Genomic DNA, 26188 nt, shown 5'->3' with positions numbered 1-26188 from the left:
GGCACTTATCCACCCAGAAAGGTGACAGACAGTCATGGCTGAGGGCGATGCTCTTTCCACCCATATCTTCGGCGTCCAGCTCGGCGGCTACCTGGTCGAATCCATCCAGGAGATCAGCGGCCTGAGCGTCGAGGAGGAGGTGGTCGAGGTCCGGCAGGTCAGCTCCGAGGGCAAGCAGATCATCCGCAAGCAGCCGGGCGCCCGCCAGGCCGGCGAGATCACGATCACCCGGGGACTCGACCAGAGCAGCGAGTTCACCTCCTGGATCAAGGAGACGCTGAACAACGGCGCGGTGGACACGGCGCGGCAGAACCTCACCATCGAGATCAAGGACTCCACCGGTGAGACCGTGCGGCGCATCCAGCTCATGCAGGGCTGGGCGTCCAAGTGGGAGGGCCCGTCCCTCAAGGCGGGCGAGTCGTCGGCCGCCACCGAGTCCGTGACCATCGTGTTCGAGGAGATCATCGTCGAATGAGGCGCCGTACGGTGACCGCGGGCAACCTGGACGAGATCCTCCAGGCGACGGCTCCCGCGAAGGACGAGGCGGAGGCGGTGTCCAAGCCGTTCACGCCCGCGGCGCCGCCGCGCCAGGAGCCCGCGCTGCGCACGGAGTTCGAGTTCGAGCTGCCGCGCGGGTACGTCGACGAGGCGGGCACCGTGCACCGGCACGGGTCGATGCGGCTGGCCACGGCCCGCGACGAGCTGCGCCCGCAGATCGACCTGCGGGTCAAGGAGAACCCCGCGTACCTCAGTGTCGTGCTGCTCAGCCAGGTGATCACCCGGATCGGCACGGTCACCGACGTGCACGCGGGGATCGTGGAGCGGATGTACGCGACCGATGTCGCGTTCCTCCAGGACTTCTACCGGCGTGTCAACAGCGAGGGCCACACGCGTGCGGCGGTCACCTGCCCGCACTGCGAGGGCGGCTTCGAGGTCGACCTCTCGGGTGGGCGCCTGGGGGAATCGTGACGTACGCGCCTTCCCGGCTGCGGGAGGAGATCGCGTACGTCGCCTACCACTTCCACTGGAGCCGCGAGGAGATCCTCGACCTCACGCATGCCGAGCGCCGGGAGTGGGTCGCCGAGATCGCCCGCATCAACACCCGCGTGAACGAAGGCGGTTGACCGCATGGGATGGCGAGACAGGGTGCGTCGGCCCCGGCCGCCCGCCGCCGAGAACGTCGGCGGCGCCGGCTCCGGTCCGATCGAGCAGGCGCCTGCCGGCGTCGGCGTGCCCGAGGGCTGGGACGGCGGCTGGCGTGCGGCTGCCACGCCCGAACTGACGGTTTCCCGTGCCCCGCTGGCGGTCAGTGACGGGCTCGGCTTCCGGGCGGGACTGGCGGCCTGGCGCGACCCGTCCTTCGACACGGGGCTCGCGCACGGGGTGCTGCCTTCGGCTCCGGCCGGTCTGGTGCGGGGGGTCGCCCGCGCCGCCTCGGGGACCGGGGAGACGTTCGGGGGCGGCGGACCGCTGCTGTTGCGTGCGGTACGGCGGGAGGAGGCGGAGGAGGCCCCGCCCGTGGTCGGGGAGCGGCTGGAGAGGGTGGTCGCCGGCAGACCCCGGCAGGGGGAGCGGGCTGCGGGGTCCGGGCCGGCGTCCGGGAGGGGCGCCGAGGCCGGGCGTACCGGTGCACCCTCGGTGCAGCGGCGTGCTGCCGACTCCGGCGCCTCTGCCGACGCTGCCGCCTCCGCCGCCTCTGCCGCCCCTGCCGACGCTGTCGAGGAGCAGCGGGGGCTCACTTCTGCGGGTTCTCCGGCCGTGCTCGGCGCGGAGGCGGCCGCGCCGGTGCAGCGGGCGGCGGCTGTGCCGACCGGGGCACCGAAGGCGTCGCTCCCTGTGGTGCGGCGCGTCGCGGTGGTGGAACCCCGTTCGGGCGGGGCTGTTTCGGCGGGTCCGGTGCCGACGCGTCCTGCCGCTCGTACCGAGGCCGCTTCAGCGCCGTCCGGCGGTGACGGCGGGCGCGCCGTGGCGCCGACCGCCGCTTCCGTGCGTCCGCTTCCGGTGGGCCGCTCGCTGATCGTGGCCCGGCGGCCGGCCGGTCCCGTGCGCCGGGTGACTCCGGTGGTGCCCGCCGCGCCCAGGACGGCCGCGCCCGCCGCGCAGGCCGAGTCCCAGCCGCAGGCCGCTCAGGGCGAGCAGGCGGACCGCGCGGCGGTTCAGCGGCGCGAGGGGAGCCGTCCCCCGCTGGGCGAGCCTCTGACCCAACTCCCGCCCACCGCGGTGCCGATGAAGCAGGGGGCTACGGAGGGGATCACTCCGGCGCCCGCGCTTCCCGTGGTGCAGGCCGGGACGACGGCCGCCGGGGACCGGCAGGCGCCGTCCACCGAGCCCGTCCAGCGCCGGGCCGAGCCCCGGGCTCCCCGTGTCCGGTCGGGTCTGGGGGCACCGCTGTCGGAGCTGCCTCCGACAGCCGACGTGCCCGCAAGCCGGCAGCGGTCCGGACAGGCGCCGGTGCGGCGGTCGACCGCGCCCACGCCACAACCGCCCTCGCAGAAGCCTCTGTTGGGTGGCTCTGATGGTGCCGGTGAGTCGACGCCCGACGCCGTCGTCCAGCGCCGCGCGACCACGGACCCGGCCCCGACCGGCGGGCCCGCCGGCGCGGCGCCCCTGACCGTGGCCCTTCCGAGCACCCACGCACCCAAGACGCCCGGCACCGCCGCCAAGGACACCCCCGCGCGCCCCACCCCGGCAGACACGCGTCCCACGGCACAGCGCGCCCCGGCGGGCCCGGCTGCCACCCCCCGCACCCCCGAGCGCCCGACCCTGGGCGCCCCGGAGCGGCAGGGTCCCGCGTCCCCGGCCACGCCTGACGGCGGCCAGAGCCCGGCGCGCCCGGCGACGGACCCCGGCCGCCCCGCCCCCGGCGCCGGCGCCGGCCAGAACGCGATCCCCCTGACCCCGGCGCGTCCGGGCGCGCCGGCTCCGCAGGCGTCCGGCACCGACCAGGCTTTCGTACCGCTGACTTCGGCCCGCCCGAGCACGCCCGGCAGCGCGTCCGGCACCACGTCCGGACCCGCGTCCGGCAACGCGCCCGGCACCCGTCGGGGCTCCGTCCCCCTGACCCCCGCCCGCCCCGTCACGCCCACCGTCCAGACCTCCCCTACCGACCGGCGCCCGGCACGTCCAGGCACCCCGCCCCACCCCGCGCCCGGTACGGCCCACTCCCCCGCGCCCTCGGCCCCGGCCCCGGCCCAGCCCGGCACGCCTCCCCGCCGGGGACCCGGCGCACCCGGCACCCCGGCCCACCAAACGCCCGGCGCCACCCCGACCCCGACGCCCCGGACCCCCGGCGCCACCCCGACCTCGGCGCCCCGCACCCCCGGCGCCACCCCCCTGGTGGTGGCCCGCTCGGTCACCCTCACCGGACAGCCCACTCCCACGCCCACCACCAGGCCCGCCCCCACCCTGAACCTCCTCCCCGCCCGCCCCCTCACCCTCAGCACCGAGGAGGCGCCCCCCATCGCCGCGCCCGCCCAGCGCAGGACGGCAGACCGCCCGGTGGTGGCCGCCCGTTGGGCCCGCGAGACGGCGGCACAGGCACCGGCCCCGGTCCAGCGCGCCCCCCGACGCCCGGTGGCCCCCGCTGCCGCGCGCCCCGCCCCGCTGGCCGCGACCCCCACCGCCCCCGCGCCCCGCCCGCTCCCGGTCACGGCACCCCAACCCCCCGCCGTACAGCCCTTCCTGGTGAACGCCCCCGCCCGCGAAGCCGCCCCGCCGGCGCCCGCTCCCGTGGTCCGCCCCACGCGCGGTGGAGGCCCCACTTCTCCCGCCGCCGCGCCCCCGCTGGTCCGCCCCGCTCAGATCCAGCGGGACACCGGAGCGGCCCTCACCCCGTCGAGCCCCCCTCCGGGGCCCCACACCCAGGTCCAGCGGGACAAGGGCGGCACCAGCACCCCGCCCGCCCAGGGCACACCCGCCGCCCAGACCGCGAGCACGGCCACCGGCACGAAGCCGCCGGGCAGGAACTCCACCCGGACCAAACCCCCCGCCCCCGACTCCTCCCCGGACCTGGACGACCTGGCCCGCCGCCTGCTGGACCCCGTCTCCCGCCTCCTGCGCAACGAACTGCGCCGGGGCCGGGACCGCACGGGCCGCCCCTTCGACGGCCGTCGCTGAGACACCGCCCCCGACACCCCGCCACCCCCGAACGCCCCACGGACGGAACCCGAGCAGCATGACCGACAACATCTTCGCCACGAGCGTGTTCTTCCGGCTCAACATCGGCGGGAACGACCTCGGCGCGTTCCACACGTGTTCCGGCATGGGGGCGCAGGTCGAGATGGAGACGTACGCGGAGGGCGGGAACAACGGCTTCACCTGGCAGTTGCCGGGCCGGGTGACCTGGTCGAACATCACGCTGACCAGGCCGGTGACGTCGGACACGGCGAAGATCGGCCGGTGGCTGGACGAGACGTTGCGCCGGGTGGAGCCCAAGGACGGCGAGATCGTGGCGCTGCGCCCCGACCTGAGCCGGATCATCGGCTGGCAGGTGTACGGGATCGTGCCGGTGCGCTGGCAGGGTCCGTCGTTCGACCCGGCCAGTTCGCAGGCGGCGGTGGAGACGCTGGAGATCGCGCACGAGGGGCTGGTTCCTTCCTGACCGCCCGCTCGCCCCGCCAAGCCCCCGTTTCCCAGGAAGGAACCACCCCATGTCCCCATCGGTCCGCGCCAGCCGGGCCAGGGCGCAGCTCACCCTCAAGGAGCCGCCGGCCGCGGTCGGCGCCAAGCCCGGCGGCACGCTCGCGCGGCTCGACCTCCAGTTCAACCCCTCGACGCTGGAGCTGAGCAAGTCCACCGAGTGGCGCCGTTCCCCGGCGCGCATGGCGGGCGAGTCGGCGCTGCCGGAGTTCGTCGGCAGTGGCCCGAGGGTGCTGAGCCTGGAGGTCTTCCTGGACGCGACGGCCACCCACGACAACTCCGTGGAGCAGGCCGTGGAGAAGCTGATGAAGGCGTGCGTGCCCACGCAGGCGAGCCTCGGCCGGAAGAAGCCGGCGAGTCCCTGGGTGCGGTTCGAGTGGGGCACGGCGCGTACGACGTCGTTCGACGGGGTGCTGTCCAGCCTGTCGGTCTCGTACACGCTGTTCGACGTGGACGGCAAGCCGCTGCGGGCCACCTGCTCACTGTCCATCGAGGAGGCGAGCGTCGACCCGCCGGGGCAGAACCCCACGTCGGGCGCGCGGACGGCCCGCAGCACGCACACGCTGGTGGCGGGCGACAGCCTGGCGATGCTCGCCTGGCGGGAGTACGGGGACGCGACGGCCTGGCGGGCCATAGCCGAGGCGAACGGCATCGACGATCCGATGGCACTCCTGCCGGGCACCGAACTGGTGGTGCCCGGACTGCGGGACGCCGGATACGAGGAGGAGCGGTGACGGCCGCCGAGTCGGGTGACGTGCGGTCGTTCGCGGCCGATCCGGTGGTCGAGGCGCCGGGCGAGCTGCCGAAGACCTGGGCGACTCAGCTGGTGAGCTGTGTGATCGAGGAGAGCGTGGGGCTGCCGGACACGGCGGTGCTGACGTACCGCGATCCGCAGCACGAGTTCCTCGCGGCGACCGGTGTCACGATCGGCACGCCGCTGAAGGTGTCGGTGGTGACGGTGAAGGGGCAGGCGCGGGAGCCGCTGTTCAGCGGCGAGGTGACGGCCCTGGAGCTGGACCGGGACGGCACCGGCACGTTCACCGTCGTACGGGCGTACTCCAAGGCCCACCGGCTGCAGCGCGGCCGGAAGGTGGTGGCGTACCGGAACATGACGACGGCGGCGATCATCCGCAAGGTCGCCACCTCGGCGGGCCTGGCCTGCGGCAAGGTGGAGGCGCCCGCGGTCACGCACAAGCAGCTCTCGCAGGCGAACGTCTCCGACTGGGACTTCCTGCAGTATCTGGCGGGCGAGTGCGGTGCGCAGGTGCGGGTGGACGACAAGGGTGTCCTGCAGTTCACCCGCCCCGTGAAGGCGTCCGGCGCGCCGGCTCCCTCGACGCCCGCGACGCGGAGTCCGCTGGTGCTGGAGTACGGGCGGAACCTGCTGGCGCTGCGGGCGTCGCTGTCGATGGCGGACGCGGCGCAGAAGGTGCAGGTGCGCGGCTGGGACGCGACCACCAAGCGGGCGGTGGTGGCCGAGCAGGCGTCCATCACCAGCGGCACGGTCGTGCCGGGTCTGAACCCCGCGTCGGTGAACCGGTTCGGCGGGAAGACCCAGGTGACGGTGGCCGACACCCCATACCGCACGCAGGCCGAGGCGGCGGCGGTGGCACGGGCGACGGCGGAGCAGGTGAGCGCGTCCTACGGTGATCTGGAGGCGCTGACCACCGGCAATCCGGCGCTGCGGGCGGGCAAGGCGGTCGCGCTGGGCAATGTGGGCCCCGCGTTCTCGGGGCGGTACACGGCGACGGCGGTGCAGCACGTGCTGGAGCCGCACGGCGGCTACCGGACCACCCTCTGGGTCAGTTCCCGCCCGGACCCCTCGCTGACCGGGCTGTCCGGTGCCGGGGCGGCGGGCTCGCGCGGTGCGCGCATTCCGGGTCTGGCGATCGGCGTGGTCACCGACGTGCGGGAGCCGAACGGCGCGGAGCAGGGCGCGGTCCGGCTCAAGTTCCCCTGGCTGGACGATACTTACGTCTCGGACTGGACGCGTACCGTGCAGTGGGGCGGCAAGGGCGGCGGCGGTGTGGTCAGCCCCGAGGTCAACGACGAGGTGCTGGTCGGGTTCGAGCAGGGGCTGCTGGACAGTCCGTATGTCCTCGGCGGGCTCTACAACGGGGTGGACAAGCCGTCGAAGCACGATGTGCCGCTGGTGGACAAGACCAGCGGGAAGGTCAACCGGCGCTCCATCGTGTCGCGTTCGGGGCACCGGCTGGAACTGCTGGACGCGCCCCGGCCGGGTCCGTCGGGGCTGCGGCTGGTGACGGCGGACAAGCGTCTGGAGGTCCGGATGGACGACCGCGAGGACCGGATCGAGGTGACGGTGTACCGGTCGCCGGGCCAGGTGGGCACGTCGATGGTGCTGGACAAGCAGGACATCACGTTGAGCGCGCCGCAGGGCCAGGTGACCCTGAAGGGGCGCCGGGTGGTGCTGGACGGGCAGTCTCGGGTGTCCGTGTCCGGGCGCGCGGTAGCGGTGACCGGGCGCTCGTCGGTCGAGGTGGACGGTGGTCTGCTGGGTGTCCTGAAGGCCAAGCTCATCCGGATCAACTGATCCGCACCGCAGGTCCGTTGATGTCGACTACCGAGGAGTTCACGATGCCGGCCGCAGCCCGTACCGGTGATCCGACAAGCCATGGCGGCCGGATCACCACCCCGCCGCCCGCGGCCGCCGCGCGGGTGGCGACCGTGCTGATCGGGGGCCGTCCGGCGGCGGTCGTGGGCAGCCTGCACGTGTGCGTGGTCCCGCCGCACGCGGCCACCGGCCCGGCGAACGTGATCATCCCCGACCCGATGGCGCTGGTCGGCGAGGGCGTGCTGATCGGCGGGCTGCCGGCCGCGCGGATGGGCGACAAGACGGCGTGCCAGGCGCAGATCGTGATGGGTGAGTTGAGCGTGGAGATAGGTGGCGTGCTGTGAGCGAGCGGTTCATCGGCCGGGGCTGGGCGTTCCCGCTGCGGGTCGGCCCCACCGGCGGCATCGCCATGGTGGAGCGGGCGCGGGAGATCGAGGAGGCCATCCGGCTGGTGCTCGGCACCGCCCCCGGCGAGCGGCCGATGCGGCCCGAGTTCGGCTGCGGCATCCACGACTACGTGTTCGCGCCGGGCGACGGCGACACGGCGGGCCGGGTCGCGCAGCAGGTCCGGGAGGCCCTGGAGCGGTGGGAGCCGCGGATCTCCGTGGACGACGTGGTGGTGGCCTTCGACGCGGTGGACGCCGGGACGCTCTACATCGACGTGCATTACACGGTGCGTTCCACCAACGACCGGCGCAATCTGGTGTTTCCGTTCTACACGATCCCCTCCGAGGAGGGTGTCGAGGAAGTGGTCGGCGACTGATGGTCCTGCCCTCCCCCAATCTGGACGACCGGCGCTTCCAGCAGCTCGTCGACGAGGCGAAACGGTATGTGCAGCAGCGTGCCCCCGAGTGGACCGACCACAACGTGTCGGACCCCGGTGTCACACTGATCGAGACGTTCGCCTATCTGGTGGACCAGTTGCTGTACCGGCTGAACCGGGTGCCGGAGAAGAACTACCTCGCCTTTCTCGACCTGCTGGGCATCCGGCTGTTCCCGCCGTCGGCGGCGTCCGCCGAGGTCGACTTCTGGCTCTCCGCGCCGCAGCCGGAGCCGGTGACGCTGACCGAGGGCACCGAGGTGACGACGGCGGCGGGCGAGGACGAGGACGCCGTCGTCTTCGCCACCACCGGTGAACTGCGCATCCTGCCGAGCGAGTTGATCCGGCTGGTGACGGCGCCGCGCGGTGGCGAGCAGACCGACCGCACGAACGCGCTCGCCGAGGGCCGGGACGTGCCCTGCTTCCAGACGACGCCCGAGCCCGGTGACGCGCTGCTGTTCGGGCTGCCGACGGCCGTGCCGCGCTGCGTGGTCGCCGTCCGCCTGGACAGCCGGGTCGAGGGCGTCGGCGTCGACCCGCGCCAGCCCCCGCTGGTCTGGGAGGCGTGGGACGGCACGCGCTGGCTGCGGTGCGAGACCGGCGAGGACACCACGGGTGGTCTGAACCGGCCCGGCGAGGTCATCGTGTACGTCCCGGCGTCGCACACGGCGTCCGTCATCGGCGGGACGCACGCGGGCTGGCTGCGCTGCCGGGTCGTGCCGGCCGAGCCCGGCCAGCCGTTCTACTCCGAGTCGCCGACCGTGCGGGAGGCGGCCGTGTTCACGGTGGGCGGCACCATGACGGTGGAGCACGCGGAGACGGTGACGGACGTGCCGCTGGGCGTGTCCGAGGGCGTCGCCGGGCAGGCGTTCCGGCTGGACCGGCCGCCGGTGCTGCTCGACGGCGAGCCGCCCGTGGTGGAGGTGTCCTCCGCCGACGGCTGGCAGCGCTGGCAGGTCGTCGAGCACTTCGGCCGCTCCGGCCCCGAGGACCGGCACGTACGGGTCGACGCCACCTCGGGCGAGTTCGGTTTCGCGCCCGCGCTGCGCGAGCCCGACGGCACGCTGCGTCCGTGCGGCGCGGTGCCGCCCAAGGGCGCCCAGGTCCGCCTGGCCCGCTACCGCACCGGCGGCGGCCCGGCGGGGAACGTGGCGCGCGGCGCGATCAACGTGCTGCGCAGTTCGGTGCCGTACGTCGCCCGCGTCGGCAACCGGGAGGCGGCTCGTGGCGGGGTGGCGGGCGAGTCGGTGGCCAACGCCCGGATGCGCGCCCCGCAGGCGCTGCGCATGCAGGAGCGCGCGGTGACCGCCGAGGACCACGAGATCATCGCCCGGCAGGCGGCGCCCTCGGTGCGCCGGGTGCGCTGCCTGCCCGCCGCCGACGAGCCGGGCGCGGTCCGGGTGCTGGTGGTGCCGGACGCGGTGCCCGACGACGACGGGCGGGTCCGCTTCGAGCAGCTCATCCCGTCCGACCAGGTACTCGCCGCGATCACCGGGGCTCTGGACGAGCGGCGCCTGATCGGCACCCGCCTCGTGGTGGAACCGCCGGTCTACCAGGGCGTCACCGTGGTGGCCCGGCTCACCGCCCCGGCCGCCGTCGCGGACCGCGTACGGGCCACCGCCCTGGCCGCGCTCTACGACCACCTGGACCCGCTGCACGGCGGCCCCGACGGCACGGGCTGGCCGTTCGGGCGGCCGGTCCAGTACGGCGAGCTGTTCGGCGTGCTCCAGCGGGCCGTGGGGGACGTGCTGGTGGAGGACATCCGGCTGTTCCCGGCCGACCCGGTGACCGGGCGGCGCGGTACGCCCGTGGACCGGGTCGACATCGGCGCGGGCGCGCTGGTCTTCCCGTACCAGCACCAGGTGGTCGTCACCGCGGCGGAGCCGGAGGCACGGGTATGAGCCGCGCCGCGATCCCCGGTCTGCCGAGCCGCCATCCGATCGGCGGCCAACTGCCCGCGCTGTACGCGGAGGACGACTTCGCCCAGCGGTTCACCGCCGGTCTGGACACGGTACTGGCGCCGGTGTTCAGCACACTCGACAACCTGCCCGCCTACCTCGACCCCCGGGTGGCCCCGGCCGACTTCGTGGCCTGGCTCGCCTCCTGGGTGGGCGGGGTGGACGACCCGGACTGGCCGCTGGAGCTGCGCCGCGAGGCCACGGTCCGGGCGATGGAGCTGCACCGGTGGCGCGGTACGAGGCGCGGCCTTCTGGAGGCGCTCCGGCTGATCCTCGGGGTGCGGGCCGAGGTGGTGGGCGACGGCGCCGCCGTCTGGTCGGGCACCCCCGGCAGCGAGCTGCCGCCCGCTCCGGACGCCGAGCTCGTCGTACGGGTGTGGCCCGGTCGGGAGGCGACGGTCGAGGAGTCACGGGTCCATGAACTGGTCCGGGCCATGGTCCCGGTGCACACGCGATGCCGGGTCGAGGTCCTTTCCGCCGCGCCCTCCGGCTCCGGTGAAGGAGAGTGACGGACATGCGCGAGTGTCCCGCCTGCGGGGCGTCGAACGAGGCGACGGACGACTTCTGCGGAAACTGCGGGAGTTATCTGGGCTGGTCGGAGGGGTCGGGGCGGCCCTCGCGCCGGGCGGCCGCCGCCGTCCCGGCGGAACCGGAGGCGGTGGCGGAACCGGAACCCGCTCCCGAGCCGGTCGCCGAGCCCGCCCCGGCCCGGACCGACGAGGCCGAGCCCCCCACGCCCACGCCCGCGCCGACGCGGGCACCGGCACCGGCACCGGGACCCGAGCCCGCCCCGGCTCCGCCGCGCCCGGTGATCCCCGAGCCGCCCACGCCCCCGACGGCTCCCCAGCCCGTCAAACCCGCCAAGGCGGTCGCCCCGCGCCCGGTGGTCCGTCCCCTTCCGGCGGACGAGGACACCTCCGGCGTCCCGTGTCCCGTCTGCCGTACCCCCAATCCCCCGCACCGCCGTTTCTGCCGCAGGTGCGCCGCCCCGCTGGCGCCCGTCGCGGCGCCGGAGCCGCTGCCGTGGTGGCGCACCGTGTGGCCGTTCCGGCGGCGCGCCCGCGCCGGGTCGGGCGCGCTGACGCGGCTGCTGGTGATCCTCGCGGTGGTGCTGGCGCTGTGCGCGGCGGGGTTCCTGCTGCTCCCGGCCGGGCGGGCATTGATCGAGGACACGCGGGACAAGCTGGGCAAGCCGAAGGCGGTCAGCCCGTCCCGCGTCACCGCCACGGCCGAGCTTCCCGGGCACTCGGCCGGGCTCACCACGGACGGGCTGACCAACCGCTACTGGGCGATCCCCGGTAAGACCGCGTCGGTCACGTACGCCTTCGCCAAGCCGTTCCGGTTCGTGGACGTGATCGTGACCAACGGCGCGTCCAAGAACGCCGAGGACTACGGCACCCAGGCCCGCGCCCTCCACCTGGACATGGACGTCTACTCCGAGGACGGCGAGGTCCGGCGCAAGGAGATCGACCTGAGCGACAAGCCCGGCGAGCAGCCCTTCGCGGTCGGCCTGAGCCGGGTCACGTCGGTCCGGCTGACGCTCAGCGACCCGGTCGGCCTGTCGGGCGGGCGGCACGTCGCGCTGGCGGAGGTGGAGTTCTTCCAGCGGACGTGACGCTTGAGGGCGCGCCCGGGAGTTCAGCGGGTGAGGCGGATCAGCTTGTGGTTGGCGAACTCCTCCATGCCGAAACGGCCCAGTTCGCGGCCGAAGCCGGACCGCTTCACCCCGCCGAAGGGCAGCTCGGCGGCGGTGCCGGCCGGGCCGCCGAGGAAGACCATGCCGGTGGCGAGGCGCTGGGCCACCCGCTCGGCCTGCTCGTCGTCGTCGGTCTGCACCGAGGCGCTCAGACCGTACGGCGAGTTGTTGGCGAACTCGACCGCCTCGTCCTCGGAGCCCACCTTGAACAGCAGAGCGACCGGGCCGAACAGCTCCTCCTTGTAGGCCCGCATGTCGGGCGTGATGCCGGCGAGCACCGTCGGCTCGTACCAGGCGCCAGGCCGGTCCATGCGGCGGCCGCCGGCCAGCACGGTGGCGCCCTTGGAGACGGCGTCCTGGACCTGCTCGTCCAGGGTCTCCAGGGCCTTCTCCGAGGAGAGCGGGCCCATGAAGGTGCCGGGGTCGGTGGGGTCGCCGGGGACGATACGGCGAATCGCCTCGGTGTACTGCTCGGCGAAGTCGTCGTAGTGCTCGTCCAGCGCGATGATCCGCTTGGAGGCGTTGCACGCCTGGCCCGCGTTGAGCATGCGGCCCTGGAGGGCGTTCTTCACGACGCGGGACATGTCCGAGACGCCGAGGATCAGATACGGGTCGGAGCCGCCCAGCTCCAGCACGACCTTCTTCAGGTTCCGGCCCGCGATCTCGGCCACCGCCGCGCCCGCCCGCTCGGAGCCGGTGAGGGAGACGCCCTGGACACGGTCGTCGGCGATCACGTCGGCGATCTGGTCGTTGGTGGCGAAGATGTTGACGTACGCCCCCTTCGGCAGCCCGGCGTCCTGGAAGATCCGCTCCATCTCCAGCGCGGACTCCGGACACTGCGGGGCGTGCTTGAGCAGGATCGCGTTGCCCAGCATCAGGTTGGGCGCCGCGAAGCGGGCGACCTGGTAGTACGGGAAGTTCCACGGCATGATCCCGAGCAGGGTGCCGACGGCCTCCTTGCGGATGACGGCGCGGCCGCCGGAGGCCACGTCCAGTTCCTCCTCCTTCAGGAACTCCTCGCCGTGGTCGGCGTAGTACCGGTAGATCGAGACGACGATGTCGATCTCGCCGAGGCCCTGCCGGACCGGCTTGCCCATCTCGCGGGTGATGATCGCGGCGAGCTGGTCCTTGCGCTCCTCGTAGAGGTCGGCCACCCGGTGCAGCACGGCCGCGCGCTCCTCGGGCGGCCGGGCGGCCCACTCGCGCTGGGCGGTGTCGGCGGCTTCGAGCGCCTCGCGCAGTTCGGCGTCGGTCGCGGTCGGGTACTCCCGCTCGGTCTCGCCGGTGGCGGGGTTGACGATTCGGTAGTGCTCCATGACGTCCTCTCGTTCTCCGGTCCGGACAGCCGCGGGGCGGTGGCGGCGGCCGGTCATTACCGGACGGTACGGCCAACCGGCTACCCGTGGGCAGACCCGGAACACACATGCCCCGCACCCAATATGTGCTGAAGATCCACAGAAGGGCGATTCCGACTACTCTGGAACGATGGCGATCGACTACGCGGCGGTGTTCCAGGCTCTGCCTGGCGCGGTCGCGCTGATCAGTGCCGATCTGGTCTTCGTCGACGCCAACCTGGCGTTCCTGACGCAGGCGGGCCGCAGCCGCGATCAGGTGGTGGGCCGCTATCTCTTCGACGCCTTCCCCGACAACCCGGCGGACCCCGGCGCCTCCGGAGCCCGGAACCTGGAGGCGTCCCTGCGCCGGGTGCTGCTGAACCGCGAGCCCGACACCATGGCGCTGCAGCGGTACGACGTGGAGTCCGCCGACCAGGACGGCCGGTGGGAGGAGCGGTACTGGAGCCCGGTCAACGCACCGGTGTTCGCGCCGGACGGGCATATCGCCGTCCTGATCCACCGGGTGGAGGAGGTCACCGAGCTGCTGCGGACCACCGGACGTCCGGGCGGTGAGCGCAATCTGCAGGCCGAGCTGTACAGCCGGATGCGGGAGCTGCACCAGGTGAACGAACGGCTCCGCAGGGCGCACGCCCGCGAGCGGGAGGTCGCGCTCGCCCTCCAGCGCGCCATGCTCCCGGCCCCCGCCCCGGTCGGCCGCCACAAGTTCGCCGTCCGCTACCGCCCCGCCGTCGGCTCGCTCAACGTCTGCGGGGACTGGTACGACCTCGCCATGCTGGTCGACGGGGACCGGATCGCCGTCGCGGTCGGCGACGTCGTCGGCCACGGGCTGGCGGCCGCCGGTGTGATGGGCCAGCTCCGCAGCGCGCTGTCCGCCACCTCACGGGTCGCCAGGGGTCCCGCGCAGGCCCTGGAGGCCCTCGACCGCTACGCCCACTCCCTGGAGGGCGCCCAGTCCACGAGCGCGGTGGCCGTCTTCAGCGACTGGGACCACCACACCCTCACCTACTCCAGCGCCGGGCACCCGCCTCCCGTGCTCCTGCGCGGTGCGGGGGACGCGGACCTGCTCGACCGGGCGACCGATCCGCCGCTGGACGCCGCCTTCGAACCGAGCCCCCGCCCGGAGGCCACCCTCGGCTTCGCCGAGGGCGACGCCCTGGTGCTGTACACCGACGGCCTCATCGAGCGCCGGCACCAGGACATCGACACCGGGCTGGACCGGCTCGTCGAATCCCTGGAGAGCAACCGGGACATCATGTCGCCGGAGGCGCTGGCCGACGCCGTACTGTCCGAAATGCTCCCCTCCGAGGGCATGACGGACGACACCGCCCTGGTCGTCGTACGCCTCTGACCAGGGCGAAGTTGCCGGACGGCAAGAGTCTGCGATCAAGGGGTCGTGCGGCGCGGATTCGGGGGTACAGGGGCCGCATGGCAGCGAAGAGCGATCACTCCCGAATCCTGCGGGCCGTACGGCAGTTGCGCCGGGTGCGTGCCTTCTACGCGACCGGCGTGGCCCTGTGGCTCACCGCCGCGACCTGGACGGGCTGGATGCATCCCGGCAGCCGCCAGATGTGGGTCTCCCTGCTCCTGCTCGTGCTGTTCGCCGGGCTGCTGGTCACGGCGACGCTCTGGCTCCAGCGGCTGCGCACCTCGGACGAGGACGCTCCGGCCCACCACGCGGCGCCGGGACGGAAGGTCACCGCCCAGCACGCCTGAGCGGCGGGCCGGAGCCCCGGTTCACGCCGCGAGGTCGTGGCCGGGGTGCAGTACCACCTTGGTGTAGCCCTCGATCCGCTTGTCGAACTTGTCGTACGCCCGCGGGGCGTCGTCCAGCGGCAGTTCGTGGGAGACCACGAAGCTCGGCCGGGCGCGGCCGGAGGCGATCAGGTCGCGCAACTGGCGGTTGTACTTCTTCACGTTGCACTGGCCGGTGCCCATCTTCTGGCCCTTCTCGAACATCTTGCCGATGGAGACCAGGAGTTGACCGTGCTTGGCGTGCTCGTCCGGCCCGCCGGGGTCGGACGGCACATACAGGCCCGGTATGCCGAGCCGGCCGGTGGGACGGACGGTCTCCACCAGTTGGTTGAGGACGATCGCCGGTTCCTCGTCGCCGCTCTCGTCGCCCTTCTGGGCCTGGTAGCCGACGGCGTCGATGCCCTTGTCGGTGCCCTCGCCGTTCGTCTGGGCCTTGATCTGCTCGGCCGGGTCGCCCTGGGTGAAGTCGATCGGGATGGCGCCGATCTCCGCGGCCTTGGCGAGCCGTTCGGGCACCCGGTCGACCACGAACACCTTGGAGGCGCCGCGCAGCAGCGCCGAGTAGGCGGCCATCAGCCCCACCGGTCCGGCCCCGTACACCGCGACCGTCTCACCGGGTGAGACCTGGGCGAGTTCGCAGCCGTGGTAGCCGGTCGGGAAGATGTCGGCCAGCAGGATGTAGTCGGTCTCGTTCTCGTCGCCCTCGGGCAGCTTCAGGCAGTTGAAGTCGGCGAAGGGCACCCGCAGCCGCTCCGCCTGTCCGCCCGGGTACGGGCCCATGGACACGTAGCCGTACGCGCCGCCCGCGAAGCCCGGGTTCACCGTCAGGCAGAACCCGGTCTCCCCGGCGAGACAGTTCTTGCAGAACCCGCACGCGACGTTGAACGGCATCACGACGCGGTCTCCCACGGACAGCGAGACCACGCCGTCGCCGACCTCCTCGATCACGCCCAGGTTCTCGTGGCCGAACACGATGCCCGGCTCGGCCGCCGTGCGCCCCTCGTACATGTGCAGGTCGGAGCCGCAGATCGCGGACGAGGTGATGCGGACGATCACGTCGTTGGGGTGCTGGATCTGCGGATCGTCGACGTCTGACACCGTGACGCTGAAGGGCCCTTCGTAGACAACGGCTTTCACCTGTGTCACCTCCGCGTCTCGTGACTGACGGCGGCAGGACGGGCGGGGCGGGCCGGTGTCCGGCCGCGCGGTGGGCGCGGCCGGGCCGAAGCCCGTGGCCCTCGCTTCACCACCGTTCCTTCCAGGTAACGCCCCCGCGCCGGGCGCTGCAACCCACCGGGGATTGCGAAGTTTTTGCCTGTGGCCGGTTCGCGGTGCCGCCGCCCTGCTCACCCGGCACACGCCGGTTTTCACTTCGGCAAAGTGCGGCCGAAACCGGCGGTGGTTCGTGTCGCGGAGGTTACGGGGCCGTTGACCGGCGCCGGTGCCGGGCGGAGGCTCGTCACATAGGTGCTCGTTACAACTGGTTTGGCGACCAGGCCCGGCGCTCGCGGGAAATCGCAGGTCAGCAGCGGGCCGACGGTGCGCCGGCAACAGGAGGCAGCGCATGTGCGGCATCACCGGCTGGGTGTCCTTCGACCGTGATCTCGGCGCCGAGGGCCCCGTATTGGATGCGATGACCGAGACGATGGCCTGCCGGGGCCCGGACGACCGGGGCGTCTGGGCGGAGGGGCCCGCGGCACTCGGGCACCGCCGGCTCGCCATCATCGACCTGCCCGGCGGACGCCAGCCGATGTCGGTGGGCACGCCCGGGGGGAACGTCGCGCTCGTCTACTCGGGAGAGGCGTACAACTTCACCGAGCTGCGCCGCGAGCTCACCGACCGGGGACACCGGTTCACCACCGACTCCGACACCGAGGTCGTCCTGCGCGGCTACCTGGAGTGGGGCGACGCGGTGGCCGAGCGGCTCAACGGCATGTACGCCTTCGCCGTCTGGGACGGGCGGCACGACAAGCTGGTGATGATCCGCGACCGGATGGGCATCAAGCCGTTCTACTACCACCCGACCGCCGACGGGGTCCTCTTCGGCTCCGAGCCCAAGGCGATCCTCGCCAACCCGCTGGTCCGCCCCCGCGTCACGCTGGACGGCCTGCGGGAACTGTTCACCATGATCAAGACGCCGGGCCACGCGGTGTGGGACGGCATGCGCGAGGTCGAACCGGGCACCGTCGTCACGGTCGACCGCTCCGGCCCGCGCACCCGCGTGTACTGGCGGCTGGAGACCCGGCCGCACACCGACGACCGGGAGACGACGATCGCCACGGTCCGCACGCTGCTGGACGACATCGTGCGCCGTCAGCTCGTCGCGGACGTGCCCCGCTGCACCCTGCTCTCCGGCGGGCTGGACTCCTCCGCCATGACCGCGCTGGCCGCCGGGCAGCTCGCGGAGCGGGGCGAGAAGGTACGCAGCTTCGCGGTCGACTTCGCCGGGCAGGCGGACAACTTCGTCGCGGACGAGCTGCGCGGGACCCCGGACACCCCCTTCGTCCACGACGTGGCCCGCCTCGCCGGGACCGACCACCAGGACATCGTCCTCGACGTGCAGTCCCTGGCCGACCCGGCCGCCCGCGAGAAGGTGATCCGCGCCCGTGACCTGCCCGCCGGGTTCGGTGACATGGACGCCTCCCTCCTGCTGCTCTTCCGCGCCATCCGGGACCAGTCCACGGTGGCCCTGTCGGGCGAGTCGGCGGACGAGGTGTTCGGCGGCTACCTCCAGTTCTTCGACGAGGAGGCCCGGCACGCGGACACCTTCCCCTGGCTGGTGAGCTTCGGCCGCCACTTCGGTGACGACACGGGCGTGCTGCGTCCCGAACTGACGGACGCGCTGGACCTCGGGGGTTACATCGCGGACGGGTTCCGTACGGCCGCCGCCGGGGTCGAACGGCTCGACGGCGAGAGCGACTTCGAGTTCCGCATGCGGCGGATGTCCCACCTCCACCTCACCCGGTTCGTGCGCGTCCTGCTCGACCGGAAGGACCGGATGAGCATGGCTGTCGGACTGGAGGTGCGGGTGCCGTTCTGCGACCACCGGCTCGTGGACTACGTCTACAACACGCCCTGGGCGCTGAAGTCGTTCGACGGCCGCGAGAAGAGCCTCCTCCGGGAGGCCACCGCGGACGTCCTGCCCCGCTCGGTGTACGACCGCGTCAAGAGCCCCTACCCCTCCACCCAGGACCCCGGCTACGGCCGCGCCCTCCAGACCCAGGTCAAGGACCTCCTCGCCAAGCCGTCCCACCGCGTCTTCGACCTCCTGGACCGCGCGAAGGTGCGCCGCGTCGCGGAGAACGAGTCCCTGGCGGGCACCCAGGCGGCCCGACGGGGGCTGGAGCGGACGCTCGACTTCGCGACGTGGCTGGACCTGTACGCGCCGGAGGTGAGCACCGGCTGACATCCCAAAAAGGGTGCGGAGGGCGTCGCGGACGCCCTCCGCACCCTTTTGTACGCCGTCGTCCGTCCCGCCGACTCTCCCTGCACGTGCGGAAGTTGACCGAACATCGACCCTCGTCCGCACATCCCCTTGACTGGTACAGACCAATGCGTTTGAGTGTGGCCTCACACCCCCCATCACGGCCGCCCCCCACGCCTTGGCCGGTTTCTCCGGCATGCCCGCAGTGAGCGCGCCCGCGTTCCGCTGCGCGCTGGAACGGCCGTGGCACATCTAGGAGTTGATTCAGTGTCGAGACGGCACATCTCCGCCGCGCTGGCCGCGCTCGCCCTCGCCGTGGCACCCGCGCTGCTGCCGGCGCCGGCCGCTTCCGCCGCTCCGGCCGCCTCCTGTTCGAGCTACCCGAACTGGGTGGCCGGCGCGTCGTACCGGGCCGGTGACATCGTCCGGTACACCGACGGCAAGGCGTACATCGCCGAGCACGACAACCCGGGCTACGACCCGATCATCAGCACCTGGTACTGGGACCCGTACAACTGCGACGGCGGCGGGACCACGCCCGTCGGCAACTTCGTGGTCAGCGAGGCCCAGTTCAACCAGATGTTCCCGAACCGGAACTCGTTCTACTCCTACAGCGGGCTGGTGAACGCGCTCGGCGCGTACCCCGGCTTCGCCAACACCGGCAGCGACACGGTGAAGAAGCAGGAGGCCGCGGCCTTCCTCGCCAACGTGAACCACGAGACCGGCGGCCTGGTCTACGTGGTCGAGCAGAACACCGCGAACTACCCGACGTACTGCGACTGGAGCCAGTCGTACGGCTGCCCGGCCGGGCAGGCGGCGTACTACGGGCGCGGGCCGATCCAGCTGAGCTGGAACTTCAACTACAAGGCGGCCGGCGACGCGCTCGGCATCGACCTGCTGCACAACCCGAACCTGGTGCAGAACGACAGCGCCGTCGCCTGGAAGACCGGCCTCTGGTACTGGAACACCCAGTCCGGACCGGGCTCGATGACGCCGCACAACGCCATGGTGAACCAGGCGGGCTTCGGGCAGACCATCCGCAGCATCAACGGCTCCCTCGAGTGCGACGGCCGCAACCCCGCCCAGGTGCAGAGCCGCGTCGACGCCTACCAGCGCTTCTCGCAGATCCTCGGCGTCTCTCCCGGCGGCAACCTCTACTGCTGACGTCATGACGCTCCCGGCGCGCCACGGCCACCCCGGCCGTGGCGCGCTCGCATGTCACCGGACCCTCCCACTCGGTCACCGCCAGTCGCATCCCGGCTCCCCGAGGTGTGGCGATCGCTACGCAGGGCACTCAGAAACGGCACGAGGAACGATCTGTGCCCTGGAGGCCGACGTGGGACCACTGGCAGCCCTGCCGACACCGCCGGGCGTGTACACCCCGCAGCACGACACCGATCTCATCGCACGTGTCATGGAGAAGGAGCACCTGGACGCCGACTCCTGTGTGCTCGACCTGTGCACCGGCAGCGGCGCGCTGGCCGTGCGGGCGGCCGCGCGCGGGGCGCGGGTCACCGCGGTCGACATCTCCCGGCGGGCCCTGGCCACCGCCTGGTGCAACGCGCTGTTCGCCGGCCGGCGCATCACGGTCCGCCGCGGCGACCTCGTCTCGGCCGTGCCGGGCCGCAGATACGACCTGGTGGTGAGCAACCCGCCCTACGTCCCCGCGCCCGCCCCGAGACCGCCGAGCCGGGGTTCCGCCCGCGCCTGGGACGCCGGGCCGGACGGGCGGCTCTTCGTGGACCGGATCTGCGACACCAGCGCCGGGGTGCTGAAACGGGGCGGTGTCCTGCTCCTGGTGCACTCCGCGCTGTGCGGCACCGCGCCCACCCTGGACCGGCTCGCCGCCGCGGGGCTGGACGCCGCCGTGGTGGACCGGGCCACCGTGCCCTTCGGCCCCGTGCTGCGCGAGCGCCGTTCCTGGCTGCACAGCCGGGGCATGCTGCGCGACCGGCACGAGGACGAGGAGGAGCTGGTGGTGGTGCGCGCCGTGCGCCGTTGACCCGGACGGCCCGTTACGGCGGCTTTCAGCGGGTACTCGTGCAGCACCGAACCCAGTACCCGCGCCGAGAGGACGGTGGTCACCCGTGGGCCGAGAAGCCGAGCACGCGACGAGCGTGACGATCACGCCCGACGGCCCGCTGCTCCTGCCCGGCCCGGTCGAGGTGACGCTCCCGGACGGCACGGTCGTCACCTCGCGGCGCTTCACGGTCGCGCTCTGCACCTGCCGCCGCAGCCGTATCTACCCCTGGTGCGACACCAGCCACCGCCGCCGTGCGAAGAACGCGAAGGAGACCCGGTGACCGGTCCCGTACTCCCCCAGCCGCGCGGTGACCTGTCCGCCGCCGTCATCGCCGCGCTGAGCAGCGGTGACACCGGCCTGGACTGTACCCTTCCGCCCACCGTCGACCCGTACGGCGACGACCTCCAGCTCGCCCTGTACGTGCTCTACGAGCTGCACTACCGGGGTTTCGAGGGCGTGCCCGACGAGCTGGAGTGGGACCCCGGCCTGCTGGCGGTGCGGCGCTCGCTGGAGCAGCCGTTCCTGGCGGCCCTGCGCCGGGACGTGCCGCAGGGCACGAGCGCCGGCGAGGCGCTGGACGCGCTGCTGGTCGAACCGGTCGGGCACGACGACAGCAGCGTCAGCCACCACCTCCAGCGTGACGGCGAGCTGTGGCAGCTCACCGAGTACGCGGCCCTGCGCTCGCTGTACCACCTCAAGGAGGCCGACCCGCACGCCTGGGTCATCCCGAGGCTGCGCGGCCGGGCCAAGGCCGGCATGGTGGCCGTCGAGTTCGACGAGTTCGGCGCCGGCCGCCCCGACGAGATCCACGCGCGGCTCTACGCCGACCTGATGACCGACCTCGGCCTGGACACCACCTACGGCCACTATCTCGACCGGGCGCCGGCGACCCTGCTGGCCACGGTCAACCTGATGTCCCTCTTCGGGCTGCACCGCGCGCTGCGGGGCGCCCTGGTGGGGCACTTCGCCACCGTCGAGGTGACCTCGTCGCCCGGCTCCCGCCGGATGGCGGCCGCGCTGCGCCGTACCGGCGCCGGGAAGGCCGCGCAGCGGTTCTACGACGAGCACGTGGAGGCGGACGCCGTGCACGAGCAGGTGGTCCGCCGGGACGTGGTCGGCGGACTGCTCGCCGACGAGCCGCATCTCGAGGCCGACATCGCCTTCGGCGTGCACGCCACCGGTCTGCTGGAGGACCGGTTCGGCGCGCAGGTGCTCAAGGCGTGGCGGCAACAGCACAGCGCCCTGCGGACGCTCCCGCACGGCGGAACGGAAAGGAAGTCCCCGTGACCGAGAATCCCCTCCACCGGCATCCCCGCCCCGAGTTCCCGGAGCAGGGGCAGGAACATCCGGGCTGGACCGGCCCGATGGACCCCCCGCCGGACCACGGCGAGGAGTCCTACGAGGGCAGCGGACTGCTGACCGACCGCAAGGCGGTGATCACCGGCGGCGACTCCGGCATCGGCCGGGCGGTGGCGCTCGCCTACGCGCGCGAGGGCGCCGACGTGCTCTTCACCTATCTGCCCGAGGAGGGCGACGACGCAGCCGAGACCAGCCGGCTGGTCGAGGAGGCCGGCCGCAAGGCGGTGGCGGTGCCCTGCGACATCCGGGAGGAGGAGCAGTGCCGCCGGCTGATCGAGCGGGCGGTGGACGAGTTCGGGCGCATCGACATCCTGGTGAACAACGCGGCCTACCAGATGTCCCAGCCTGACGGCATCGAGGCGATCAGCACCGAGCAGTTCGACCGGGTGGTGCGCACCAACCTGTACGGCATGTTCTGGCTGAGCAAGATGGCGCTGCCGCACATCCCGGCGGGCGGCAGCATCATCAACACCACGTCCGTGCAGGCGTACAAGCCGAGTCCGCATCTGCTGGACTACGCGATGACCAAGGGCGCGATCGTCACCTTCACCCAGGGGCTGGCGCAGATGGTCGCCGAGGACGGCATCCGGGTGAACGCCGTGGCGCCGGGCCCGGTGTGGACGCCGCTGATCCCGGCGACGATGCCGGACACGGTCGAGTTCGGCAAGCAGTCCCCGCTCGGCCGCCCCGCCCAGCCCGCCGAAATGGCGCCCGCCTACGTCTTCCTGGCCTCCCGGCACGCCAGCTTCATCACGGCGGAGATCCTCAACGCGACGGGCGGCACGCCGCTGCCGTAACCGCCGCAGGACACGACGGCGGCCCGGACCTCCTCGGTCCGGGCCGCCGTCGTGTCGGACGTGAGCCGGGCTCAGGCGTCCAGGAGCTGGTTGAAGAAGGTGCGGTACTGCTGGAGCGCCACCCGCAGGCCCTCGGTCTCGACTTGTTCGCCGCGGCTCCACTGGCCCTCGAGTTCCTTCTTGTGGTCGGCGAAGGTCGCGGCGAGCGACTGGATGACGTCGGCGACGAGCGCGTCCGCCGAACGGACGGCGTCCTTGGGGTCGTCGACGAAGGTGCCCTGGATCTTGACCCAGCGCTCGCGGAAGCCGTCGGCCTCCTGGTGGGCGATCAGCGGATCGGCACCCTCGTCCACCGAGCGGGGCCGGCCGCCCTCCTGCCGCTGGTCCCCGTCCGGGCGGGGGTCACGGTCGTCGCGCCCGGTCAGGGGGCCGCGCTCCGGAGCGACCTGCTCGCCCGTGGCGGTCCGCTCGGGCGCGTTCTCCCGCTCGCCGGGAACGCCCGGCTCGTCGCCGGAGACGGCCGACGCCTCACCGGGGTAGGCCGGCGGGGGCGTGTCGGAGGAGCGCTCGGCCGCGCGGTCGGGCCGCGCCCCCGGCAGCGGGCCGGAGCGGGCGTCCGGCGGGGCGTCGTGGCCGGTGTCGGACGGCGCGTCCGGACGCTGCTCGGACAGGGGTCCGGAGCGGGCGTCGGGACGGCTCTCCCGGCCGGGGCGGGCCAGGTCCTCCGTGGTCAACTCACCCTCGCCGGGGCCGCTGTTGGTGTGGCGGTCTGACATGACAACCTCGTTTCCGCTCGTGCCGTGATGGAAGTGCGCGCCGGGTCAGGCCGCGTCGTGCCCGGTGCTCTCGTGGTGCGGGGGACGGCCGCTGCCCAGCAGGTCGTCGAAGAGGGTGCGGTAGCGCACCATGGCGCCGCGCAGCTCCTCCGTGGTCGCCTCGCCGTTCTCGTTGCGCAGGCTGACGTCGTGGGCGTCCCGGTAGTGCTCCAGGGTCTGCGCGTGCTCGACGGACAGGTCCCGGAGCTGCTGCTCGAACCCCTCGGTGGGGTAGCCGCGGTCGCGCATGAGCTGGGTGACCAGGCGGTCGGCGTCGTCGACGCTCTGCGCCGGATGGTCGACGAACCGCTCCTGCGTGCCCCTCCACTCGGTGGCGTAGCGGTCCCGCTCCTCGGGGGACAGCTCCTTGAGGTCGAGGTCGCGGTGCCGCTTCTCGCGGGCCTGCAGTTCGCGCTCGGCCTCCCGCCTGCTCTCGCCGGACTGCACGGCCCGGTCGTACTCGGGGCCGAACTTCTCCTGGAGGCGGCGCCTGCGGCGGCGTGTCACGAGCGACACTCCCACGGCGACGAGGATCAGGATGACGGCGATAGGAACCAGAATGGCGATCAGCGTTTGTGCGGTGGACATCGCCTCTCCCGCTGGGTGTTGGGTGGAGGGGCCGGCCGGTTCGCGGCCTGCCGGTTACTCCGCCCGAGTACCCCGGCCCCGTTCCCGCACACCGCCCCGGCCTGGCCTGGCCTGGCGCGCGGAGGGTGATTGCCGGGGCGTGGGGGCGGGTACGCGGAGTCGGCATCCGGCAGCCCGGCGTCCGGCGTGGGCCGGGCCGCCTCCCTCCTCGGAGTCCGTGACGACTCCTCGCGACCTGGACGGGGATGAGGGCATGAGCCGACGGCACACTCAGGACGACACGGCACGCGTGCCGCGCGCGCGTCCGGGCAGGACCGGCCGCCGCCAGGAGCGCACCGGGACCGAACCGGTCACCGCACGCAGCGCGCTGAAGCCGCGCCTGGTGCTCAGCGTGATCGGGTTGCCGGTCTTCGTGCTCGGTACGGTGCTCTTCGCCGTCTGGGCGGGCGCGGTTCGGCAGCGGGACGTGCCGGACCCGACCCAGCTCACGGTGCTGGCCGTCATCTGTGGCGTCCTCGCGCTGTTCGCCGCCGTGGACCTGGTCGTGGTGCTGGCGCGCCTCGCGCGCGAACGCGCCCGCCGGACGTGAACCACGGCGGTCCGGTGGCCGGCCCGCGCGTCGTCGCAGACGCTCCGCGACGCGGCCGGCCGGCCGGCCATCAGGGAGTGCGCCTCACCATGGCTCCAGGACCGCCTTGATCATGCCGTCCTTCTTCGCCTGGAACGTCTCGTACGCCTGCGGTCCCTGCTCCAGCGGGAGGGTGTGGGTGGCGAAGGTGTCCACGCCCAGCGGGTCCTCGTCGGTGAGCAGCGGGAGGATGTCGCCGACCCAGCGGTGCACGTTGGCCTGGCCCATGCGGAGCTGGATCTGCTTGTCGAACAGGGTCAGCATCGGCATGGGGTCGACCATGCCCCCGTACACGCCGGACAGCGAGATGGTGCCGCCCCGGCGGACGATGTCGATGGCGAGGTGCAGCGCGCCGAGCCGGTCGACGCCCGCCTTCTCCATGACGCGCTGCGCGAGGGCGTCGGGGAGCAGGCCGGCGGCCCACTGGGCGGCCTTGGCGAAGGGCGCGCCGTGCGCCTCCATGCCGACGGCGTCGATGACCGCGTCCGGGCCGCGTCCGTCGGTGACGTCGCGGATCGCGTCGGCGAGGCCGTCGCCGTACTCGTCGAGGTCGTAGACGGTGATGCCGTGTTCGCGGGCGCGGGCGAGGCGTTCGGGGACGAGGTCGACGCCGATGACGTTCTCGACGCCCCGGTGCCGGGCGATGCGGCAGGCCATCTCGCCGATCGGACCGAGGCCGAGCACCACCAGGCTGCCGCCGGGCCGCACACCGGCGTACTCGACGGCCTGCCACGCGGTGGGCAGTACGTCGGACAGGTAGAGGAAGCGCTGGTCGGGCGGCCCGTCGGGGACCTTCACGGGGAGCTGGTCACCGAAGGGCACCCGCAGGAACTGCGCCTGGCCGCCCGGGACCTGGCCGTACAGCTTGGTGTAGCCGAAGAGGGAGGCGCCCATGCCGTGTTCGCGGACCTGGGTGGTCTCGCACTGGGAGTGCAGGCCCTGCCCACACATGTGGCACTGGCCGCAGGAGACGTTGAAGGGGACCACCACGCGGTCGCCGGGGGCGAGGGAGGTCACCTCGGAGCCGGTCTCCTCCACGATGCCCATGGGCTCGTGGCCGAGGATGTCGCCGGGGTCGAGGAACGGGCCGAGGACTTCGTACAGGTGCAGATCCGACCCGCAGATCCCGGTGGACGTCACGCGGACGATGACGTCGGTGGGGTCCTGGAGCCCCGGGTCGGGGACGGTCTCGACCCGGACATCCCTCCTGCCCTGCCAGGTGAGAGCGCGCATGTGTCCTCCCGCGTCGATGTGTTCGTAGGTGCTGCGGCTCGCTCCCGGGCCGGGTACCCGACACCGCGGTACTTACCCGGCGCGGGAGGCGTCACCCGGAGGGCTCGTCGGGCACGGGCTGGTCGGGGCGCACCCCGGCGGACTCCGGTGCGCCGCGCGGGCCGGCTCCCGCCTCGTCCGTGTCGGGCACCTCGCGGGCGTCGTCCTGCACGGGGGCGTCCCAGCGGTCGTTGTCGTGGCTCGCCTGCTGGTCGGGCAGGTCCCTGGGGACGCGCCGGGCGTGGGTGTCGCGGTGCTCCGTCATGGCTTCTCCTCGTCTGCGGGGGCCGGGCTCGCCGCGCCGTTCGGGGCGGCCCGTCGCGGGTACCCCGTGGTCCGGTGAGCATGCGGGGCCGGGTGGCCGGATGCCTCTGGGGGCGGGCAACCCGTGCCCCGCTCGGGGGTGTGGGCCACCGGGAGACCGAGGGAGCTGTCCCGTGGTCGACGACGACGGCGGCAGACGGCCGGGTGGCGACCCGCCGTCCGGG

The 26188-nt window shown here is 73.2% G+C and carries 27 protein-coding genes; 21 read left to right on the top strand and 6 right to left on the bottom strand.

The annotated features are described in order from the left end of the window. Positions 1–34 precede the first annotated feature (34 nt). The 12 genes from EV284_RS18180 to EV284_RS18130 are packed head-to-tail and all read left to right on the top strand — an operon-like array spanning position 35 to position 11606. Positions 35–475 carry a phage tail protein gene (locus tag EV284_RS18180; RefSeq protein WP_030803419.1) on the top strand — a complete coding sequence of 147 codons (441 nt, stop codon included), beginning with the start codon at positions 35–37 and terminating at the stop codon, positions 473–475. Continuing rightward, positions 472–969, top strand: a complete 498-nt coding sequence (locus EV284_RS18175) for a zinc-ribbon domain-containing protein (RefSeq protein WP_031183844.1) — start codon at positions 472–474, stop codon at positions 967–969. Before EV284_RS18180 ends, EV284_RS18175 begins: the two co-directional genes overlap by 4 nt. Beyond that, positions 966–1124, top strand: a complete 159-nt coding sequence (locus EV284_RS32755) for a DUF6760 family protein (RefSeq protein ID WP_165425572.1) — start codon at positions 966–968, stop codon at positions 1122–1124. The genes EV284_RS18175 and EV284_RS32755 overlap by 4 nt, the downstream gene beginning before the upstream one ends. Positions 1125–1128: 4 nt before the next feature. Beyond that, entirely contained in the window at positions 1129–4116 is a 2988-nt protein-coding gene (locus EV284_RS32750) for a hypothetical protein (RefSeq protein WP_165425571.1), read from the top strand. 58 nt (positions 4117–4174) lie between these two features. After that, complete coding sequence (locus tag EV284_RS18165; protein ID WP_086696354.1) at positions 4175–4600, top strand: phage tail protein; 426 nt, start codon at positions 4175–4177, stop codon at positions 4598–4600. 49 nt (positions 4601–4649) lie between these two features. Then, positions 4650–5372 (top strand): LysM peptidoglycan-binding domain-containing protein, encoded by a 723-nt coding sequence (locus EV284_RS18160; protein ID WP_130335398.1) that lies wholly within the window; start codon positions 4650–4652, stop codon positions 5370–5372. Then, the gene (locus EV284_RS18155; RefSeq protein ID WP_130335397.1) at positions 5369–7192 is read left to right on the top strand and encodes a VgrG-related protein; all 1824 of its coding nucleotides are present in this window, start codon (positions 5369–5371) and stop codon (positions 7190–7192) included. The genes EV284_RS18160 and EV284_RS18155 overlap by 4 nt, the downstream gene beginning before the upstream one ends. A 44-nt stretch (positions 7193–7236) precedes the next feature. After that, a complete protein-coding gene (locus EV284_RS18150) occupies positions 7237–7557 on the top strand; it encodes a PAAR domain-containing protein (protein ID WP_130335396.1) in 321 nt (106 codons plus the stop codon). Continuing rightward, entirely contained in the window at positions 7554–7976 is a 423-nt protein-coding gene (locus tag EV284_RS18145) for a GPW/gp25 family protein (RefSeq protein WP_031181818.1), read from the top strand. Before EV284_RS18150 ends, EV284_RS18145 begins: the two co-directional genes overlap by 4 nt. Next, the gene (locus EV284_RS18140) at positions 7976–9934 is read left to right on the top strand and encodes a putative baseplate assembly protein (RefSeq protein WP_130335395.1); all 1959 of its coding nucleotides are present in this window, start codon (positions 7976–7978) and stop codon (positions 9932–9934) included. Before EV284_RS18145 ends, EV284_RS18140 begins: the two co-directional genes overlap by 1 nt. Beyond that, the gene (locus EV284_RS18135) at positions 9931–10500 is read left to right on the top strand and encodes a phage tail protein (protein WP_130335393.1); all 570 of its coding nucleotides are present in this window, start codon (positions 9931–9933) and stop codon (positions 10498–10500) included. The genes EV284_RS18140 and EV284_RS18135 overlap by 4 nt, the downstream gene beginning before the upstream one ends. 5 nt (positions 10501–10505) lie before the next feature. Continuing rightward, a complete protein-coding gene (locus tag EV284_RS18130; protein WP_130335391.1) occupies positions 10506–11606 on the top strand; it encodes a zinc ribbon domain-containing protein in 1101 nt (366 codons plus the stop codon). Between the two features lie 23 nt (positions 11607–11629). On the opposite strand, the gene EV284_RS18125 is transcribed toward EV284_RS18130, so the two are convergent. After that, positions 11630–13003: an NAD-dependent succinate-semialdehyde dehydrogenase gene (locus tag EV284_RS18125; protein WP_130335389.1), complete on the bottom strand. Its 1374-nt coding sequence runs from the start codon at positions 13001–13003 to the stop codon at positions 11630–11632. A gap of 169 nt (positions 13004–13172) precedes the next feature. On the opposite strand from EV284_RS18125, the gene EV284_RS18120 reads away from it, so the two are divergent. Continuing rightward, entirely contained in the window at positions 13173–14390 is a 1218-nt protein-coding gene (locus EV284_RS18120) for a SpoIIE family protein phosphatase (RefSeq protein ID WP_130335387.1), read from the top strand. 77 nt (positions 14391–14467) lie between these two features. After that, positions 14468–14755: a hypothetical protein gene (locus EV284_RS18115; protein WP_130335385.1), complete on the top strand. Its 288-nt coding sequence runs from the start codon at positions 14468–14470 to the stop codon at positions 14753–14755. A gap of 21 nt (positions 14756–14776) precedes the next feature. Here EV284_RS18115 and EV284_RS18110 read toward each other — a convergent pair whose 3' ends face one another. Further along, on the bottom strand, positions 14777–15931 hold the full coding sequence (locus EV284_RS18110) for a glutathione-independent formaldehyde dehydrogenase (RefSeq protein ID WP_130335383.1): 1155 nt from the start codon (positions 15929–15931) through the stop codon (positions 14777–14779). Positions 15932–16358: 427 nt separating this feature from the next. Here EV284_RS18110 and asnB point away from each other — a divergent pair, with 427 nt between their 5' ends. The 6 genes from asnB (at position 16359) to EV284_RS18080 (ending at position 22397) form a co-directional block, all read left to right on the top strand. Then, complete coding sequence (asnB, locus tag EV284_RS18105; protein ID WP_130335381.1) at positions 16359–18200, top strand: asparagine synthase (glutamine-hydrolyzing); 1842 nt, start codon at positions 16359–16361, stop codon at positions 18198–18200. Between the two features lie 285 nt (positions 18201–18485). Beyond that, positions 18486–19382 (top strand): glycoside hydrolase family 19 protein, encoded by an 897-nt coding sequence (locus EV284_RS18100; RefSeq protein WP_130335379.1) that lies wholly within the window; start codon positions 18486–18488, stop codon positions 19380–19382. Between the two features lie 172 nt (positions 19383–19554). Then, the gene (locus tag EV284_RS18095) at positions 19555–20220 is read left to right on the top strand and encodes a HemK2/MTQ2 family protein methyltransferase (RefSeq protein ID WP_278045836.1); all 666 of its coding nucleotides are present in this window, start codon (positions 19555–19557) and stop codon (positions 20218–20220) included. A gap of 85 nt (positions 20221–20305) precedes the next feature. Then, a complete protein-coding gene (locus EV284_RS18090; protein WP_130335375.1) occupies positions 20306–20521 on the top strand; it encodes a CDGSH iron-sulfur domain-containing protein in 216 nt (71 codons plus the stop codon). Further along, positions 20518–21528 (top strand): iron-containing redox enzyme family protein, encoded by a 1011-nt coding sequence (locus tag EV284_RS18085; RefSeq protein ID WP_130335373.1) that lies wholly within the window; start codon positions 20518–20520, stop codon positions 21526–21528. Before EV284_RS18090 ends, EV284_RS18085 begins: the two co-directional genes overlap by 4 nt. Beyond that, positions 21525–22397: an SDR family oxidoreductase gene (locus EV284_RS18080; RefSeq protein ID WP_130335371.1), complete on the top strand. Its 873-nt coding sequence runs from the start codon at positions 21525–21527 to the stop codon at positions 22395–22397. The genes EV284_RS18085 and EV284_RS18080 overlap by 4 nt, the downstream gene beginning before the upstream one ends. Positions 22398–22468: 71 nt before the next feature. Here EV284_RS18080 and EV284_RS33290 read toward each other — a convergent pair whose 3' ends face one another. Together EV284_RS33290 and EV284_RS18070 are read right to left on the bottom strand one after the other, a co-directional pair. Beyond that, entirely contained in the window at positions 22469–23173 is a 705-nt protein-coding gene (locus tag EV284_RS33290; RefSeq protein WP_242625714.1) for a hypothetical protein, read from the bottom strand. A 45-nt stretch (positions 23174–23218) separates the two neighbouring features. Continuing rightward, a complete protein-coding gene (locus EV284_RS18070) occupies positions 23219–23800 on the bottom strand; it encodes a hypothetical protein (protein WP_130335369.1) in 582 nt (193 codons plus the stop codon). Positions 23801–24053: 253 nt separating this feature from the next. On the opposite strand from EV284_RS18070, the gene EV284_RS18065 reads away from it, so the two are divergent. After that, entirely contained in the window at positions 24054–24389 is a 336-nt protein-coding gene (locus EV284_RS18065; RefSeq protein WP_130335367.1) for a DUF6343 family protein, read from the top strand. An 84-nt stretch (positions 24390–24473) separates the two neighbouring features. Here the strand turns inward: EV284_RS18065 and EV284_RS18060 are convergent, their stop codons facing one another. After that, positions 24474–25661 carry a zinc-dependent alcohol dehydrogenase gene (locus tag EV284_RS18060; RefSeq protein WP_130335365.1) on the bottom strand — a complete coding sequence of 396 codons (1188 nt, stop codon included), beginning with the start codon at positions 25659–25661 and terminating at the stop codon, positions 24474–24476. Between the two features lie 91 nt (positions 25662–25752). After that, on the bottom strand, positions 25753–25965 hold the full coding sequence (locus EV284_RS18055; protein WP_130335362.1) for a hypothetical protein: 213 nt from the start codon (positions 25963–25965) through the stop codon (positions 25753–25755). Positions 25966–26188: the final 223 nt, after the last annotated feature.

Origin of the sequence: Streptomyces sp. BK022 (assembly GCF_004217355.1) — a bacterium.
GTDB lineage: Bacteria > Actinomycetota > Actinomycetes > Streptomycetales > Streptomycetaceae > Streptomyces > Streptomyces griseoluteus.
This window is presented reverse-complemented; position numbering and strand designations above follow the sequence as displayed.

Excerpts from the sequence above, each read along its gene's own strand:
- EV284_RS18180 (WP_030803419.1), top strand. The coding sequence starts at position 35 with ATGGCTGAGGGCGATGCTCTTTCCACCCATATCTTCGGCGTCCAGCTC.
- EV284_RS18175 (WP_031183844.1), top strand. The coding sequence starts at position 472 with ATGAGGCGCCGTACGGTGACCGCGGGCAACCTGGACGAGATCCTCCAG.
- EV284_RS32750 (WP_165425571.1), top strand. The coding sequence starts at position 1,129 with ATGGGATGGCGAGACAGGGTGCGTCGGCCCCGGCCGCCCGCCGCCGAG.
- EV284_RS18165 (WP_086696354.1), top strand. The coding sequence starts at position 4,175 with ATGACCGACAACATCTTCGCCACGAGCGTGTTCTTCCGGCTCAACATC.
- EV284_RS18160 (WP_130335398.1), top strand. The coding sequence starts at position 4,650 with ATGTCCCCATCGGTCCGCGCCAGCCGGGCCAGGGCGCAGCTCACCCTC.
- EV284_RS18150 (WP_130335396.1), top strand. The coding sequence starts at position 7,237 with ATGCCGGCCGCAGCCCGTACCGGTGATCCGACAAGCCATGGCGGCCGG.
- EV284_RS18140 (WP_130335395.1), top strand. The coding sequence starts at position 7,976 with ATGGTCCTGCCCTCCCCCAATCTGGACGACCGGCGCTTCCAGCAGCTC.
- EV284_RS18135 (WP_130335393.1), top strand. The coding sequence starts at position 9,931 with ATGAGCCGCGCCGCGATCCCCGGTCTGCCGAGCCGCCATCCGATCGGC.
- EV284_RS18130 (WP_130335391.1), top strand. The coding sequence starts at position 10,506 with ATGCGCGAGTGTCCCGCCTGCGGGGCGTCGAACGAGGCGACGGACGAC.
- EV284_RS18125 (WP_130335389.1), bottom strand. The coding sequence starts at position 13,003 with ATGGAGCACTACCGAATCGTCAACCCCGCCACCGGCGAGACCGAGCGG.
- EV284_RS18120 (WP_130335387.1), top strand. The coding sequence starts at position 13,173 with ATGGCGATCGACTACGCGGCGGTGTTCCAGGCTCTGCCTGGCGCGGTC.
- EV284_RS18115 (WP_130335385.1), top strand. The coding sequence starts at position 14,468 with ATGGCAGCGAAGAGCGATCACTCCCGAATCCTGCGGGCCGTACGGCAG.
- asnB (WP_130335381.1), top strand. The coding sequence starts at position 16,359 with ATGTGCGGCATCACCGGCTGGGTGTCCTTCGACCGTGATCTCGGCGCC.
- EV284_RS33290 (WP_242625714.1), bottom strand. The coding sequence starts at position 23,173 with ATGTCAGACCGCCACACCAACAGCGGCCCCGGCGAGGGTGAGTTGACC.
- EV284_RS18070 (WP_130335369.1), bottom strand. The coding sequence starts at position 23,800 with ATGTCCACCGCACAAACGCTGATCGCCATTCTGGTTCCTATCGCCGTC.
- EV284_RS18065 (WP_130335367.1), top strand. The coding sequence starts at position 24,054 with ATGAGCCGACGGCACACTCAGGACGACACGGCACGCGTGCCGCGCGCG.
- EV284_RS18060 (WP_130335365.1), bottom strand. The coding sequence starts at position 25,661 with ATGCGCGCTCTCACCTGGCAGGGCAGGAGGGATGTCCGGGTCGAGACC.
- EV284_RS18055 (WP_130335362.1), bottom strand. The coding sequence starts at position 25,965 with ATGACGGAGCACCGCGACACCCACGCCCGGCGCGTCCCCAGGGACCTG.